Source organism: Pseudomonas sp. HY2-MNA-CIBAN-0224 (genome assembly GCF_040310285.1).
Lineage (GTDB): Bacteria > Pseudomonadota > Gammaproteobacteria > Pseudomonadales > Pseudomonadaceae > Aquipseudomonas > Aquipseudomonas helleri.
On sequence record NZ_JBEOPQ010000001.1, the window covers coordinates 186,917 to 199,925 of the forward strand.

The 13,009-nt window shown below is 56.3% G+C and carries 21 protein-coding genes; 5 read left to right on the forward strand and 16 right to left on the reverse strand.

Going from position 1 to position 13,009, the window contains the following annotated elements:
• Positions 1-316 precede the first annotated feature (316 nt).
• Positions 317-2,362: a DNA cytosine methyltransferase gene (locus AAEZ03_RS00910; protein ID WP_350575098.1), complete on the reverse strand. Its 2,046-nt coding sequence runs from the start codon at positions 2,360-2,362 to the stop codon at positions 317-319.
• A 46-nt stretch (positions 2,363-2,408) separates the two neighbouring features.
• On the opposite strand from AAEZ03_RS00910, the gene AAEZ03_RS00915 reads away from it, so the two are divergent.
• The gene (locus AAEZ03_RS00915; RefSeq protein ID WP_350575100.1) at positions 2,409-2,912 is read left to right on the forward strand and encodes a hypothetical protein; all 504 of its coding nucleotides are present in this window, start codon (positions 2,409-2,411) and stop codon (positions 2,910-2,912) included.
• Positions 2,913-3,132: 220 nt separating this feature from the next.
• Here AAEZ03_RS00915 and AAEZ03_RS00920 read toward each other — a convergent pair whose 3' ends face one another.
• Positions 3,133-3,990: a phosphoadenosine phosphosulfate reductase domain-containing protein gene (locus tag AAEZ03_RS00920; protein WP_350575101.1), complete on the reverse strand. Its 858-nt coding sequence runs from the start codon at positions 3,988-3,990 to the stop codon at positions 3,133-3,135.
• 79 nt (positions 3,991-4,069) lie between these two features.
• On the opposite strand from AAEZ03_RS00920, the gene AAEZ03_RS00925 reads away from it, so the two are divergent.
• A complete protein-coding gene (locus tag AAEZ03_RS00925) occupies positions 4,070-4,342 on the forward strand; it encodes a hypothetical protein (protein ID WP_350575104.1) in 273 nt (90 codons plus the stop codon).
• Positions 4,343-4,360: 18 nt separating this feature from the next.
• Here the strand turns inward: AAEZ03_RS00925 and yejK are convergent, their stop codons facing one another.
• Complete coding sequence (gene yejK, locus AAEZ03_RS00930; protein ID WP_350575107.1) at positions 4,361-5,365, reverse strand: nucleoid-associated protein YejK; 1,005 nt, start codon at positions 5,363-5,365, stop codon at positions 4,361-4,363.
• Between the two features lie 113 nt (positions 5,366-5,478).
• Between yejK and AAEZ03_RS00935 the strand changes: the two genes are divergently transcribed.
• Complete coding sequence (locus AAEZ03_RS00935) at positions 5,479-5,709, forward strand: hypothetical protein (RefSeq protein WP_350575110.1); 231 nt, start codon at positions 5,479-5,481, stop codon at positions 5,707-5,709.
• 95 nt (positions 5,710-5,804) lie between these two features.
• Positions 5,805-6,548 (forward strand): hypothetical protein, encoded by a 744-nt coding sequence (locus AAEZ03_RS00940; protein ID WP_350575113.1) that lies wholly within the window; start codon positions 5,805-5,807, stop codon positions 6,546-6,548.
• 61 nt (positions 6,549-6,609) lie between these two features.
• Here AAEZ03_RS00940 and AAEZ03_RS00945 read toward each other — a convergent pair whose 3' ends face one another.
• The 12 genes from AAEZ03_RS00945 to AAEZ03_RS01000 all read right to left on the reverse strand — a co-directional run bounded on the left by AAEZ03_RS00945 (position 6,610) and on the right by AAEZ03_RS01000 (position 12,047).
• Entirely contained in the window at positions 6,610-6,858 is a 249-nt protein-coding gene (locus AAEZ03_RS00945) for a hypothetical protein (RefSeq protein WP_350575116.1), read from the reverse strand.
• A 69-nt stretch (positions 6,859-6,927) separates the two neighbouring features.
• Positions 6,928-7,398 carry a hypothetical protein gene (locus AAEZ03_RS00950; protein WP_350575119.1) on the reverse strand — a complete coding sequence of 157 codons (471 nt, stop codon included), beginning with the start codon at positions 7,396-7,398 and terminating at the stop codon, positions 6,928-6,930.
• Positions 7,395-7,637: a hypothetical protein gene (locus tag AAEZ03_RS00955; protein ID WP_350575121.1), complete on the reverse strand. Its 243-nt coding sequence runs from the start codon at positions 7,635-7,637 to the stop codon at positions 7,395-7,397. The genes AAEZ03_RS00950 and AAEZ03_RS00955 overlap by 4 nt, the downstream gene beginning before the upstream one ends.
• A 6-nt stretch (positions 7,638-7,643) precedes the next feature.
• On the reverse strand, positions 7,644-8,207 hold the full coding sequence (locus AAEZ03_RS00960; RefSeq protein WP_350575124.1) for a siphovirus Gp157 family protein: 564 nt from the start codon (positions 8,205-8,207) through the stop codon (positions 7,644-7,646).
• Positions 8,204-8,941: a hypothetical protein gene (locus AAEZ03_RS00965; RefSeq protein WP_350575127.1), complete on the reverse strand. Its 738-nt coding sequence runs from the start codon at positions 8,939-8,941 to the stop codon at positions 8,204-8,206. Before AAEZ03_RS00965 ends, AAEZ03_RS00960 begins: the two co-directional genes overlap by 4 nt.
• A complete protein-coding gene (locus AAEZ03_RS00970; protein WP_350575130.1) occupies positions 8,938-10,032 on the reverse strand; it encodes a hypothetical protein in 1,095 nt (364 codons plus the stop codon). The genes AAEZ03_RS00965 and AAEZ03_RS00970 overlap by 4 nt, the downstream gene beginning before the upstream one ends.
• A 41-nt stretch (positions 10,033-10,073) precedes the next feature.
• Entirely contained in the window at positions 10,074-10,583 is a 510-nt protein-coding gene (locus AAEZ03_RS00975; RefSeq protein WP_350575133.1) for a zinc-finger-containing protein, read from the reverse strand.
• Between the two features lie 123 nt (positions 10,584-10,706).
• Complete coding sequence (locus AAEZ03_RS00980; protein ID WP_055101948.1) at positions 10,707-10,943, reverse strand: hypothetical protein; 237 nt, start codon at positions 10,941-10,943, stop codon at positions 10,707-10,709.
• A complete protein-coding gene (locus AAEZ03_RS00985) occupies positions 10,943-11,164 on the reverse strand; it encodes a hypothetical protein (RefSeq protein ID WP_123749001.1) in 222 nt (73 codons plus the stop codon). Before AAEZ03_RS00985 ends, AAEZ03_RS00980 begins: the two co-directional genes overlap by 1 nt.
• The gene (locus AAEZ03_RS00990) at positions 11,161-11,346 is read right to left on the reverse strand and encodes a hypothetical protein (protein ID WP_350575137.1); all 186 of its coding nucleotides are present in this window, start codon (positions 11,344-11,346) and stop codon (positions 11,161-11,163) included. The genes AAEZ03_RS00985 and AAEZ03_RS00990 overlap by 4 nt, the downstream gene beginning before the upstream one ends.
• A complete protein-coding gene (locus AAEZ03_RS00995; protein WP_350575139.1) occupies positions 11,343-11,765 on the reverse strand; it encodes a hypothetical protein in 423 nt (140 codons plus the stop codon). The genes AAEZ03_RS00990 and AAEZ03_RS00995 overlap by 4 nt, the downstream gene beginning before the upstream one ends.
• 21 nt (positions 11,766-11,786) lie before the next feature.
• Positions 11,787-12,047, reverse strand: coding sequence for a hypothetical protein (locus AAEZ03_RS01000; RefSeq protein ID WP_350575142.1), 261 nt, complete (start codon positions 12,045-12,047; stop codon positions 11,787-11,789).
• A 26-nt stretch (positions 12,048-12,073) separates the two neighbouring features.
• Here AAEZ03_RS01000 and AAEZ03_RS01005 point away from each other — a divergent pair, with 26 nt between their 5' ends.
• The gene (locus AAEZ03_RS01005; protein ID WP_350575145.1) at positions 12,074-12,283 is read left to right on the forward strand and encodes a hypothetical protein; all 210 of its coding nucleotides are present in this window, start codon (positions 12,074-12,076) and stop codon (positions 12,281-12,283) included.
• Between the two features lie 239 nt (positions 12,284-12,522).
• Here AAEZ03_RS01005 and AAEZ03_RS01010 read toward each other — a convergent pair whose 3' ends face one another.
• Entirely contained in the window at positions 12,523-12,996 is a 474-nt protein-coding gene (locus tag AAEZ03_RS01010) for a hypothetical protein (RefSeq protein WP_350575148.1), read from the reverse strand.
• Positions 12,997-13,009: the final 13 nt, after the last annotated feature.

The window sequence follows — 13,009 nt, forward strand, 5'->3', positions numbered from 1 at the left end:
AGACTGAGGTTATTGGGTATGTCGCTCCTAAAAAAGATCTCGCTGATCCATCTGTACCGAGGTTACGTAGTCCACATGGTTTTTTATTGGGCTAAGACCAGCGATATAGCGCCTTCATATGTGCATATTGTTGAGGACAGAAAAATCAAAAGTTCCGATGACTATGCGGTGCGGCTAACTGGCCCTTGGGCTGACTTTCTAAGCGCGCTGGTCGAAACAGTAACAACTGCCGATAGGTATATTGACAGCCAATTAGATTGCCGCTGAAGCTGGCATGAGCCGTTCTACCTCCATCCGACAAAATTGGGCGTATTGTTTATGCGGCTTCTGCTTGGCTTTCGACCGTACGCCATGGATCGTTGGCTCTGGCCAGTGCCGCCATCGGCGGTGGGCTGACGCTGTTCCCGCACATGTGCACCTGCTGAGTCTTGGTGAAGGGCTTGCCGTCGGCGCCGTGGCTGATGATGTAGTCGGCCGGGAAGCCCTGGGCCTTGTACAGCTCGGCGGGTTGCAGCATTCGCAAACAGATATCGACGATCACATACGGCGTGCCTTTTATGGTTACGGTGACCAGTGCCAGGCGGTCGCGGGTGGTGATGGTTGGGGCTGGCTCGTCAGCGCCGCTAACGTTCTCTGTTCCGTAGTAGCTGATCAGGAATGCCGCGACGCGCAGGGCTCCGGCTTCAACCTCGGGTGAAAGCTGCAGTTCACCCCGCGAACTCTTGCCGCCACCGCCCGCCGTGATGGTTGGCGCGGGCTCGTCCACGGCCTGGCCGACACTGGCGCCGAACTGGCGCTCAAGGAATGCCGTCATTAAACCGTGGTGTGTGCCGCCTGCGCTGATAGTGTGCAGCGGGTCATTCAGGTCTCGGGCATCGCAGTTGCCGCGCAGATGCACCAGGTTGGCGGTAACCAGTTGCTGCTGACTGCCGGTGTTGGTGACTGTTGTCATCGGGTCTTCGACGCTTTTGGCTGCTGTCGTGTTGAATCCGCCATTCATCTGGGCCATGAATACGGTTGAGATGCCCATGGCATGGGCCGCGCCGGCTGGGCGCTGGTAGTTGCCCCCGCTAGTGATGGTCGGCAGAGGCTCGTCGAGGGCCTTGCCTTCATCCGAGAACCGGAACTTGACCAGGTGCGCAGCCGCGAGTGCACGGTGGTTCTGGGTCATCAGCGTGCCAACTGGCTGATCGGCGGACGCAGGTTTGCCGCTGTACGCCGGGCCACCGGCGCCGACCATCACAGGACTGATCAGCGTCAGCTCGCCGCGATTAGCGCAGGTCACCGTCGGAAGCGGGGCGTGAGGATCGTTAATCCGATCGCTGCCTTGGTGCGTGGCCGGGGCAATGATCGGGCTGGCCATGGCGAACGATCCGCCGCGTGGCCAAGACGTCACAGTGCGCAGCGGGTCGCGCGCTGACTGGACGCTCTCACCGGACCAGTTCGCGATCGGTACGATGAATGGGTCGGCCGCATCAATGACGAATTTCTTCATGCCTTTGGCGATTCGGCGCAGGGTGGCTGGTGCCAGCGGCTTTGCCCGGTCGAAAATGCTTTTGCTCGGAATGGTCCAGTCGATGCACTCGGCGGCGGTGCGCCACTTCTGCTGACCCTTGCCGGGGTTTTTGGCGTGAGTTGGCTCAGGCCACACGATCGGCTGACCATCGCAGCGGGCAATCATGAACAGACGTTCGCGGCTGGTCGGGGCCCCGAAGTCGCAAGCTTTGATCACGCGCCACTCAACCACGTAACCCATCCCTTCCAGCAGGGCAACGAACCGGCGCCATGTGCGCCCGCGCTGTTTCGGATCAGGTACCAGGAACTGCTGGCCCACCGGCACGACCTCACCAGGTGCAGCCACTTCGCCGCCCAGCTTGATCACTCGGCCGGTGGCTTTGTCGCGTTTTGCGACCAGACGACCCCATTGCAGGATCTGCTTCACGTTCTCCAAGCTAATTACCCGGGGCCGCTTCATGCCTGCCCACTTGAGGCCGATCCACGACAGGTTGCGAATCTCGCGCTTGCGCGGCTGGCCACCGGCAGCTTGGCTGTGGTGCGTGCAGTCCGGCGACATATGAAACCAGCCCACGGCTTTGCCGCCGCACTCAGTGTCAGGATCACCCTCAAACACGTCGGTAGTGAAGTGCTTTGCATGCGGGTGGTTGATGGTGTGCATGCTGATCGCTGCGGGGCTGTGGTTTTTGGCGACAGACACCGCTCGGCCAAGGCCCATTTCCAGCCCGGTACCGGCGCCGCCACCGCCGCAGAAGAAGTCGACAACGATCTCATCGTCTAGCGGGTTAAAGCCAAGGCCGTATTGGGTTTTGAAATCGAAGGTGTGTTTCTTCTGTTGTGCGGACATAGGGGATCCTCGCCGGTATAGTTCCGGGATCTACAGGGAGTGAGTTATGAGCTGGGAATGTATTTCGTATTGGATCGAGCGCCACGCTGGATTGGCGTCGTGGGTTCAGGCATTCGGAGCAGTTTTGTCTATTTGGGTTGCATGGTGGATAGCAAGTCGGCAGTCCAAGAGAGCAGAGACTGCACTGAAACAAAAGGACGAAGCAAAATGCTTAGCGCTGGCCGCTATGATCGGCCATGCCATGCAAGTGTTCGAAACGCACAAAGAAATGTCTAACAGTGACAAAGAAATGCAGAGTTTTAGAGATGACTTGGCTATGGCTAAAGCGATCTTGGATGGCATTGATTTGTTCAGCCTTCCTGACCCTGACCTCATAGTCCAGGCGTGCTCAGCGCGAAGCCTAGTGGACCAGACAGTTATAAAATTTAATAACCACGAGGCGCTGGGAATTCCAGCCATTGTGTTTGCTGGCATGACCGCAAGTCCTGCAATTGAACGCCTTAATGAAAATATTCAACGTTGCAAAGAAGTCTCAAAGCGCTTCAAATAACTGCACTTGTTTGATAATGCCTTCTAGGTTGTCGGCCCCTCCAAAATGCTAATCGTCTGCGACTGATTTTTAGTGTTGGTGATAGGCCCCCCCTTGGCGACCACCAGCGTGCTTGGCTAAAACTCGGCGAACTAGGCTACGCGCGTGCCCAGCTAATGCCAGGCTCGCGTCAAGGCTTCTATGCCGCTGCACACAGAGCCGTGATAGTGATGGTAGATCCTCAGTCGCCGCAGAAGCAGACAATAGCCTCGTCGTGATCGGCGAACATATCGAACTGGGTGTCGGAGTAGTCGAGCATCTGTTGGTAGCTGGGGCGGTCGCTGCGGAATCGAGCACCGTCACCGGTGAACTTGCCGCCGGACACCACCGAGGTTTCCATACGGGCCCACCATTCGGCCTTGGGCCGGTCACTGGCGATGATCGAATAGACCTGTTTGGCACCCTTGAGGAAGCAAAGGTCGCAGTTGCCTTCCAGCGTCCGGCCGTTGATGGTCGGCAACATAAGGTCGAACGGCTGGCTTGCCCAGAAGTCCGTCACGTCCTGTACGCCAACTCCGGCATCCGCCAGCGGCATTACCATCGTGGCCCACTTGCTTTCGCTGGTGCTTTTTCGGTGCCGGATCTTCGCGACTCGCCTCGGCTCATCAGCGCGGATGCCGGTCATCATGTCTACTTGAGCATCCTCGGTCGAAAGACACAGGCTGCGCAGGTATTTGTGGATGATCCTTATCTTCAGGTCGATGGTGCAGAACCTAGTTACAGGGTTGGGCAGATACTTCCTTTTGCGGATCAGTGCTTCAAACGGCTCGCCTTGGCGGCTGGCGGTGGCAAAGTTCACCACCTCAAAGCCTGCCTCGTTGTCGCGAAACTCAAGCCAGACAATTGGTACCGCCCAGCGCTCTGCGCATTCCTGAACAAACTCCAGAGTTGCAGGATGTTCCTTTCCAGTATTAGCGAAGGTGACGACCAGACTGCTCAAGTCATCGTTATTTTCCAGAACTTGGCGCAGCATATAGGCGCTGGTGCGGCCGCCGGAGAAGCTGACGACCGTCGCTCCAGACAATTTATAGGGAGTCATAGGGGCTCTCGCCGGCTGGCGTGATTCGTTGATATGGGGTATTGATGTGATTGCGGCATAGGGCCGTAGTGGAGGCGATATGACCGTTTCAAGTGATACGCTTTGGAAGCTCAGCAATGCAGTGGAAAGGCTCGCGACCGGCAGCGGTGACGCGCTTGAGCGTGCGAAACAGGCTTTTAGGGAGCTTGCTGGTATCAAGTCCGAAGAGTTCGCGAATAATGTAGCTGGCGTGCCCTGGAATTATGTCGCGAGCAACTCAAAGACAATAGAGCGCGGAATAGCCGATCAGGCACAGATCGAAAAATTCAACAGTTCCATATGGCAGCTATTTAACGCATACCGCCCCAAATAGCTCGCCAGCCTCAGCAGGCTAGGGGATGGCGCGCTTTAGCTGGTCAGTGAGCTGCGTTGGCAGCCCGCGCACCGTCAGCGTTCCGGCTTCCTGGTCGAACTCAATCTTGGAGCCCAGCAGGTGTGCCTCAAAGCTGATTGACATTCCCTCAGCACGCCCAGTGAATCGGCGGAACTGGTTCAACGTGCGCTTATCCGCTGGAATCTCCGGAGACAGGCCGTAGTCCTTGTTGCGGATGAAGTCATAGAAGGCTTTCGGGCGATCTTCATCGATCAGCTCTGACAGTTCGTCGAGGGTGATTGGTTCGCCGCGCTTGGCCTGGGCCATTGAGTAACTGACCAGCGTGCTTGTCTTTTCGCGGGCGCTGTTTTCGTGCATATCCTCGGCAGCCACGAAGTCGCTGAACGCCTTGAGCAGCGTGCGGGTTTCGCCGGGGCCGTCGACGCCTTCCATACAGCCGATGAAGTCACGGAAATAGTCGGTTGCCTTGCGGCCCTTTGAGCCTTTGATATGGGAGATGTACTGCCGCGAGCTTGGATTATTGCGCCATTCCGACAGGTTGATCCGGGCAGCCAGGGTGATGCTGCTGAAGTCCACGTGCTTGGAGGTATTGACGGTCAGGTCAGCATTTACCGTGATGCTCTCGCTGTGCTGGAGCAGGCCGACAACCAGGTAATCGGTCATGCCTTGCTGGTAGTGCGCAAACAGTACGTGGCCACCAACGGAAAGGTTCGATTCTTCCATCAGCTTGGTCAGGTGCTCGACAGCGGTTTGGCTGAATTCGATGAAGTCACCGCCGTCGATAAAGGCCTGCAGCCAACCGCTGAGTGGGAAAGCGCCGGACTGAGCATGGAAGAAACCCCAGCCCTTGCCCTGCTTGGCGTTGTACGCTTCGTTGAAGTCGTTCAGCAGGTTTTCAGTAGCCTGGGATTCAACCAGTTCCGCGCTGCTGATGTGCAGCACAGCAGGGGAGCCATCTGGCTTTTTGTCGATCTGGTGGATGATGCTGTGGCGAATAGGCATGGGTTTACCTCGGGATGGCGCCGCCCTCCGTGACCGGGCGGGGCGTGGTGGCTTTTTGGTTTTGGTTGAGGTATTACGGGTTACCGGCATGGAGCCGGATCAAGGAGGAGCAAGTGGACGACAAACCTTCAAACAAGCTGCTTGCAGAGCAAAGTGGACTGACCGTGGCTGAAGTCGGCACGTACTTGACGGAGCTAGTGTTACAGCCTGACGGAAGCTGGATTGCTTACTTCGGTATTGAAATCGAGCGCTCACCAGATGCCAGTGCAAAGTTGAATGCAGCGCGAACGTTATTGATCCCAGCCTGGCTCGCAAAGCATTGGTTTGATCGCGATATTGGGTAGGCGCCGCCCTCCGTTAAAGGTGGTGGCAATTTGATTTAGGTTGGGGTAATTGTTATCGGCCCAGCATGGGCTGGAGTAACTTTCGAGGAGGATCGATGGCAGAGCGAAACCAGCATGGACTTGGCCGGTACGTGCCAACGGATATCCGTCGTGAAATCCGCGCCCGCTGTGGGTTCGGCTGCGTGATATGCGGGCTGGCCTACTATGATTACGAGCACTTCGATCCAGACTTCAAGGATGCGAAGGAGCACAATGCAGAAGGAATGACCCTCCTTTGCATGCAGTGCAACCAAAAAAGGGCACGCGGAACGCTGTCGGCTGCCACTGTGGCCAGAGCGAACGCTAACCCTAAGTGCAAGCAACGAGGGTTTGCTTCCGAGCTTTTCGATTTTGGTTTAGAGCCGATAGAAGTAAAGTTTGCCGGAGCATCCTTCATCGAGTGCGGTACGTTAATTCAGGTTAGGGGAGTAGATCTTCTTTCTTTCAAGCCGCCCGCAGAGCCAGGTTCACCTTTCCTTCTATCTGGCCTCCTGTCTGATGTCACAGGTGCAACGACTTTAAGAATTGTTGATAACGAATGGTTTGCAGGTGATGAAAACTGGGATGTCGAAGTGGTCGGCCCTTTAATCACAATTAGACGCGGCCTCGGTGATATTGCTCTGCAAGTCAGAGTTATGCCTCCTCATGCCTTAGTTATAGAAAGGATAGACATGCAATGTGAGGGCTATTTTTTTAAAGGTGAAGGGGATGTCCTGAGATTTTCTCAGGATGGTCGTAACTGGAGTATTCTTCAAGCTGTCAGCATGCGTCGCTGTGGGGTTGGTATCATGATTGGCTAACTAGGGTCTACGGCTTACCGGATGCAGCAAGCAGGGGGGATTGGCATGTCACGGCGGAGTGTCACGCAATGCGAATGTGATCCGCCAATTGCTCGTCGGTCATGCGATCTGCGCCACGAATGAAGCGGGAAATTAGATCCTGCTCTTCTTCGATATTCGCCCTGACCATGACCCGTTTGAGTGCCGCGTCATCGTTGTGATAAAGCGACGTGACAATCTTTCGTGACAGCAAGCGCGCCTCTTTTTCCTGCGCACTCAACTTGTCCCGCTCGCGCTGATCGCGTTTGCGTTCGGTTGCCGATTTGGCCATGGCCTACCTCTTCAATTCCACTGGCCGGCAAGTCCAACCAGGTCTGTCGTTTGCGTTGCTGGATGCGAGTTATGCGGCGCATGAATCGACCTTCTGCTGATTCCAGGCGCCGACCGCCTCAAAGATCCGCGCCGCGTGCGCCTCATTCAGCGATATCACTTCCGGTATGGCGATCCATCCAGAAGCCACCATCTGGCTTTTGTTGGCCGATTCACGCAGTTGCTTGTAGCAATGTTCGATCACTTCCTCCAAGTGGTCAGAGAGGTAGTTGCCGTCTGGTGCTACCTCAATCGACTTGCTGTAGCGATCGCCGCGGGTGTCAAGGCAAAGCACGCTGAGGTAGATTGTCCAGCGATGCGGGATACCGCAAACGGCCTGGCCGATCTTTCCGGGCGCGATGTTCTTGAGCGACTTGTAATTGATCATGCCCTGGCGGCCGCTGGGGTCGATATTCACTACCGCGACGTGATTCGTGGAGAGCAGGGCGCGGCACGAACGCTCAATGCGCGCTTTGAGGTTGTGAGGCTTACGTTTGCTCATAGCGAGTCCGCCATTTTGCGAAGCGTCCGGCGTTCAGCCAGTGACAACCCTTTGCTCTTTCGCTTGAGCACCGTTTCAGGGTCGATTCTGTTTGAGCGGGGAGGCGGGAGAGGGTTGCGCGGCGGGCTTTTGAGTTGGGCGATCTGCCCGCCCGCCGCAATGAACTGGGCTACCTGGTCTGATAACGCCTCGGCTAGCTGCCGTTGCTGTTCAACCAGATTGAGGTGGTTGCTGATCATGATGCCTCACTTGATCCTGATTGAACTGTCTCCGCGCTCTAGGTGCGCCCAAGTTGGTTCTGGCAAAAACTCATGCTCTGCGTCCTCGCCGGCAGCAATGCGCTTTCGTACAGCTTCGTTGTGCTCACGTATTTCTTTGAGTTTTGCGGCGATCGCATTTTTATCGGGGGCAATGCTTGTCTTTACAGATGTCAGTTCATCCGGAACTGCGTCTTCGTTGTCGACGATGACTTTCTCTTTGCCCTGAGCCAGGGTGATAGTGAAGAGTGGGCGCTTTATCGACTTGATGTTGGCGGCTTCCATATTCCGGCGCAGGTAGTCGCCGATCTGAGTAACGCTATTTGATTTGATGCGTTTTAGCTCGGTCAGGCGCTCAATCTCAGCATCAATTGCCGTCACGTCGCTTTCGATATTCCGGCGCAGCATGACGATGTTGTCTGCTTTTAAATTGAAGTCACCCTGGATTTCGTCCATGGCGTTCTGCAGAGCCTCTTTGAGGCTCACATCATCGGTGTCAGCCATAGCTTGGAGTTCAGCAAGCTTGCCGGTAAGCGCGTAGAGTTGGGTCATGCTGCTGTCTCCTTGGCGTTCTCAAGAAATGCTTTGCGCTCTTCAAATGCTCGTGCAATTCGGGCGATGAACGCTGTCTCCTTGCGACGATCTGCTTCGCGAGTGTATTTCGCATGCAGAAGTTTGAGCTCGCGAGTTGTGAGTGCTTTGCTGAGGGTTTCAACAGCTGAATTCAGCCAATCCACGCGCTCCTGCTTCTGCCGAAGAATTTCTGCGTCCTTGTCGTCGGCGTTTACGATCGCCTCCTCTTCTTTGAGCTGAGTGACGTACGCGTCGTCATCGAACAGCCCGAGGAACACGTCGGCGCTGAACCCGAGCATCGAAAGCGATTTCTTGATGGCGTCGGTAAGCGATTTTTTTGGCGCTTCGCCGTCAGTTGTCATGCCGTAGGTAGTTTTGTACTGGTACCGAGTGCAGCCGTATTGCTCGATTTCGCCGCGCTGGCCGTCCTGCATGAACCAGAGCGCGATTTTGACTGTGTGACCAATCTCGCGACCAATGCATGCGCGCTTGTCGCCCTCGCCGATGAAGATTTCATGACCCTCATCGAAGCGCTCCTCTACAATCCTCCATCCCCAGCCAATGCCGACCGGACCAAAAAGCTCGGTGGCCTTCATGGCCATCGCGGTACCGCTCAGACTGGTGATGTCTTGGCCATTGACCTTGGCTTTCTTGGTGAATCTGGTGTCGGTCTTGTCGACCTTGCTCCAGATACTCATGTTCGTAGACATCACTTGTTCCTCCAGCTTTCTGCGCGCTTAGCCAGCTCTTTGAAGGAAGTTGCTGGCAGCCTGCTCATGTATTTTTTGTTGTCGCGATACCATTCTTCCAAGGCCGCTTTAGGCGTTTGGATGGCCACAACATGGGCGACCTGTTGCTTATAAGAGGTAGAGTTTGCGACTTGCGAGTGGAATGTCCGACTCACCACGACGGTATTGGTCATGCCCTGCTTAACCAAGCTATTCAGCTCTTCTTGGGATTGAACAGCGATGGCGCCCGGGTGCTTCTGCTGGAAGAGTCTGTAGCATGCTTCCCGCACAAGCTCCGTGCTGCCGTATTCGACGTATTCAACATCAGGAATCCCCGCCTCAATCTTCTCGGCCACCTCATCCAAGCGCCCAGTGTCGATCCAAGCATTCTTGGAGACTTGCTTTAAATCCCAGCCACTAACCGTCTGACGATCACGCTCCAATTGCAGGTGCTCAGGGAGAATGTCGTAGCCGTAGGTCAGATCTGTGTCACATACGAAGAGCGTGCCGACGTATAGTTTTCCGGGCCTCGATGGCAGGATGTGCCCGTACTTGGTGCCAATCACGTCGCTCATCGGCGGCTGCATGCGCAGACACATACTGCGGATTTCTGCTTCGTCATCCTTGGTGAGGCCGGAGACTACGAATTCAACGCCCTGATTCTGCCGATGCGCCGGTGTCTCGTTGATGCACAGCACCTCTGCGTTGAACTGGTCGCTATGCTGAAACTCGGGAACCCACTGTTTGTTGCCGTTCAGCACCTTCACGTCGTAACCATTTCGGGTCAAAACCAGCAGAGCAATCTTGTAACCTTCGCCAAAGCTACCAATCGCGTCTGAACGGTCAGCCTTTGAAGTGCTGCCCAATACCAGCGTGCTGGCCTCCAGGCGCGCAAAGCGACTGGTGATAAACAGCTGGCCGTCGGCGAAGGCGTATTCGAACGGTGACTCACTATCCAAAGCGTTCTGCACCAGCTCGCGGATGGCCTCTTTCAGGCCCCAGTGGCGGACGTAATCGCGGGACAGCGGTAGTTCGTAGGATTTGGAGCGAATTCGATCTGCAATAGCTGAGAGCATGTCTATCTCCCGCGCCATCCTGTGAGGCGCTGTAAATTGGGTTATTGAGCTTTGGCGAATGCCTGAGCCATTGCGGTAGGGGGAACAGCCTGTTTAACGGCCTTCTCGGCGGCGACACATTCAGCGTGGTCAAACCATCCGAAATGGCATTTGCCGACCTCAATACCCATTTGGCCGGCCAGCCACTGATAGGCGAGCGTGCGGGTTAGGCCTGCCTTTCGCATATGGTTGTGAAAGGCTGTCTTGCTGCGATTACGAACTGCCCGGAGCTTGTCGTCTGCGAGCGTTCCGAGGGGAATGTCCGTATCCGGGTGCAGGCCCACATATGCCCGGCAGCCATCACAGAGATAGGCATAGGGCCAATCCCCGTAGCTGCGCCCGTTGTAGATTTCAGAGTTGCACACCAGGCGCACTTCGCTATTGCAGTAGCGGCAGGTTGTTGGAGCAGGGATTGGATTCTTGACGCGTTTAAGTGCGCGGCGGCTGACGTGAGGCAGCGGAGCGGGCGCAGCAATGCGCTCGGGGGCGTTAGCCCGAGGATCGATTGGCATGATGGGTTACCTATTGAGTGATTCGGTCAGCGAAGGCGCTAAGCAGCATCAGAAAGCTGCAGAAGGAAAGGGCAGAGAATGAGCCGCGCCAGATGAGTAGGCGCCGGGCGCGTTGGTGGGTGGTCATGGCGAACACATCGGCAGGCTGCCGTAGCAGTAGTAGCGCACCTCGGTGCCATCGTCGTAGTTCACCTCGCCTTTGGCGCCGCAGCCGCAAGTTTCCGTCTCAGGCTCATCCTGCTCCAGTTGCTCGTCGCGCTGGCAGTTCGTGCCACCACAGTGCGGGCACTCGGTGTGGGTCAAGTTGCTGAATGGACCGACCCAGCGGATGCCAGGCTGATTGCAATTTCCGCAAATCATCACAGCTTCACCTCATAAGTGACTGTCCACTCGCCGCACAAGCAAGCGCGCTGGCTCCAGGCGTGAACGTTCTCTATAAAACCCTGTTCAGCAGCGCGCAAAGCGTCTTGCCAGTCGCGCCCCTTGAAGACCATCAGTACGCGGTCGCTTGCCGGGCTGGTGCTGGGTGACAGTTCTTCAAGCTGCTCATCAATGAGCGATTTAACCGGGGCTGTGCTCACGCTGCCTCCTTGCGCGTAACCTTGTTCAGTCGCGCGCAGTAGTGCTCGAATTCAAGAAGGGTGATTGACCGATCGACAAGGAAGCCAGCGATCATTCGTTGAGCGGCCAGCGCTTGTTCGGACGTGCTGGCGGCATGCTCCAGCCCTTCAAGCGCTTCGTCGATTTTTATGTGGGCGCTCATGATTCGCCGTCCTCAGCCTGGGCGATCAGCGCGTCGGCGACCAAAGGCCGGAGCAGGCGCTCAGCGATTTCGCCAAGCTTTCCCTGAGGATGGTCGCTGGGGCCCAGCAACTCGGCCGTGGCCGTCTTGTCGACCCGGCCGGCGCTGTTTTCGATCAGAAGACGCGCAAGGGAAGGCGTCACAACCTCGCCGTCGGCCAAGCGGCCGTTTGCATGCTCATCTACAGCCGCTTCCAGCTCAGCCACAGTAACGCCCTGAGCTTTGCGCATGCGGCGCTGAAACTTCACATCGCAGCCCAGCAGCAGTTGCTCGACGGCGTTGTGCAGCCATTCTTCCCGCGCCACCTCTTGAGCTGTCTCGCTCACCGGAGGCGGCAGTTGTTCGTCATGCTCAAACTGAGCCTTGCGTAGTGCTGACATAATCGCCTCCAGGGTGGCGGGTTAGTCGTAATAATTCTGATCGGCCAAGTACTCGGAATGCTCGTTTACAAGCCATTCTTCCATCGAGGCGATCTCGGATTCAGTCATGAAGCTGGTGTCGTCTTTCGACTCCCAATTGATTTCGCAATGCCCGAAGTACTCATCGGGATCGGCGGCCTGGGAGCTAAAATTTCCTTTTCGAGACGAGAAATATGTGACGGTCAATTTGACGGGAATATCCTCTCCATTCTTGACCGTCCAATATTCGTAAGTGCGGGCCATGGCGACCTCTAAGAGGGTTATTTGGATTGCTGTTCCTGCTTCGCTTGTCTGGCCTTGATGGCGCAGTCGGCGTGCTGGGTTCGCCAGCCACCTGCGTGGCGCTCAAAGTGGCCTTGGCCAACTTCAACCCGAAGGTTGCAGCGGTAGCAGGTGCCGGGGTGTTTGTTGCGTATGGCGGGTTACTCGGTGAGCGGGGCGGGCTTGATGATGTCTTCGCCGCCAAGTGCCCAGCCTAATGACCAGCAGCGATTGCACGGCTCTTCACGCATGTTGCAGCCACACTGAGAAGCCTCTTCCTCAGTCCAGCCATGCTCTTTTTCGACCTCTTCAACTGTACGCATGGAGACCTCCAGTGTTTGGGTTAGGCGTCAGCGGCGATATCGGCGAGGATTTGAGCTTTGCACTTCTCAAAGCGAGCATTCCACGTTGGCTTGCCGTCGACTCGCCATATGGTTGCGCCGCGCTTGCGCAGCTTTCAGGCCCGCGCAGGAGAGACTCGATTTCCCCATTTTTCTGTCCGGTAAATCGATTCCCAGTATTCGACTGTTTCCCGCTTGTCGTACTTGCGGTAGCGAGAGCTCGGCTTGTTACTGGCCAGCCAGGTGTCTACCAGCGCTTTCTCAACAGTGGCGCCACAAAACACGTAGCAACTTTCAAGTGATTCGCGAGTGCCAACCCCAACCTGCAAGGTCGGTACGCCGGGGTCGCCGCCGCAATCCCAGACCTGGCCCTTACATTCAAGCGTTGAGCCGTCAGTGAGCTGAATCGTGAATGAGCGGCCTGCGAAAGCATCCCGTGTACCAGGCACGATCTTCATGAAGTCGAAGAAACCGTCATGACTGGAAACCAGCATGTTCCCGGTGCGTTCGTACACGCGGCGCGGCATTTCATCCAGCAGCAGGAACAATTGCCCCTGCTGGGTTTTGATCACGTCGAGGATCTTTGGCATTTCGAAGACTCCA

Excerpts from the sequence above, each read along its gene's own strand:
- AAEZ03_RS00910 (WP_350575098.1), bottom strand. The coding sequence starts at position 2,362 with ATGTCCGCACAACAGAAGAAACACACCTTCGATTTCAAAACCCAATAC.
- AAEZ03_RS00915 (WP_350575100.1), top strand. The coding sequence starts at position 2,409 with ATGAGCTGGGAATGTATTTCGTATTGGATCGAGCGCCACGCTGGATTG.
- AAEZ03_RS00920 (WP_350575101.1), bottom strand. The coding sequence starts at position 3,990 with ATGACTCCCTATAAATTGTCTGGAGCGACGGTCGTCAGCTTCTCCGGC.
- AAEZ03_RS00925 (WP_350575104.1), top strand. The coding sequence starts at position 4,070 with ATGACCGTTTCAAGTGATACGCTTTGGAAGCTCAGCAATGCAGTGGAA.
- yejK (WP_350575107.1), bottom strand. The coding sequence starts at position 5,365 with ATGCCTATTCGCCACAGCATCATCCACCAGATCGACAAAAAGCCAGAT.
- AAEZ03_RS00940 (WP_350575113.1), top strand. The coding sequence starts at position 5,805 with ATGGCAGAGCGAAACCAGCATGGACTTGGCCGGTACGTGCCAACGGAT.
- AAEZ03_RS00945 (WP_350575116.1), bottom strand. The coding sequence starts at position 6,858 with ATGGCCAAATCGGCAACCGAACGCAAACGCGATCAGCGCGAGCGGGAC.
- AAEZ03_RS00950 (WP_350575119.1), bottom strand. The coding sequence starts at position 7,398 with ATGAGCAAACGTAAGCCTCACAACCTCAAAGCGCGCATTGAGCGTTCG.
- AAEZ03_RS00955 (WP_350575121.1), bottom strand. The coding sequence starts at position 7,637 with ATGATCAGCAACCACCTCAATCTGGTTGAACAGCAACGGCAGCTAGCC.
- AAEZ03_RS00960 (WP_350575124.1), bottom strand. The coding sequence starts at position 8,207 with ATGACCCAACTCTACGCGCTTACCGGCAAGCTTGCTGAACTCCAAGCT.
- AAEZ03_RS00970 (WP_350575130.1), bottom strand. The coding sequence starts at position 10,032 with ATGCTCTCAGCTATTGCAGATCGAATTCGCTCCAAATCCTACGAACTA.
- AAEZ03_RS00975 (WP_350575133.1), bottom strand. The coding sequence starts at position 10,583 with ATGCCAATCGATCCTCGGGCTAACGCCCCCGAGCGCATTGCTGCGCCC.
- AAEZ03_RS00980 (WP_055101948.1), bottom strand. The coding sequence starts at position 10,943 with ATGATTTGCGGAAATTGCAATCAGCCTGGCATCCGCTGGGTCGGTCCA.
- AAEZ03_RS00990 (WP_350575137.1), bottom strand. The coding sequence starts at position 11,346 with ATGAGCGCCCACATAAAAATCGACGAAGCGCTTGAAGGGCTGGAGCAT.
- AAEZ03_RS00995 (WP_350575139.1), bottom strand. The coding sequence starts at position 11,765 with ATGTCAGCACTACGCAAGGCTCAGTTTGAGCATGACGAACAACTGCCG.
- AAEZ03_RS01000 (WP_350575142.1), bottom strand. The coding sequence starts at position 12,047 with ATGGCCCGCACTTACGAATATTGGACGGTCAAGAATGGAGAGGATATT.
- AAEZ03_RS01010 (WP_350575148.1), bottom strand. The coding sequence starts at position 12,996 with ATGCCAAAGATCCTCGACGTGATCAAAACCCAGCAGGGGCAATTGTTC.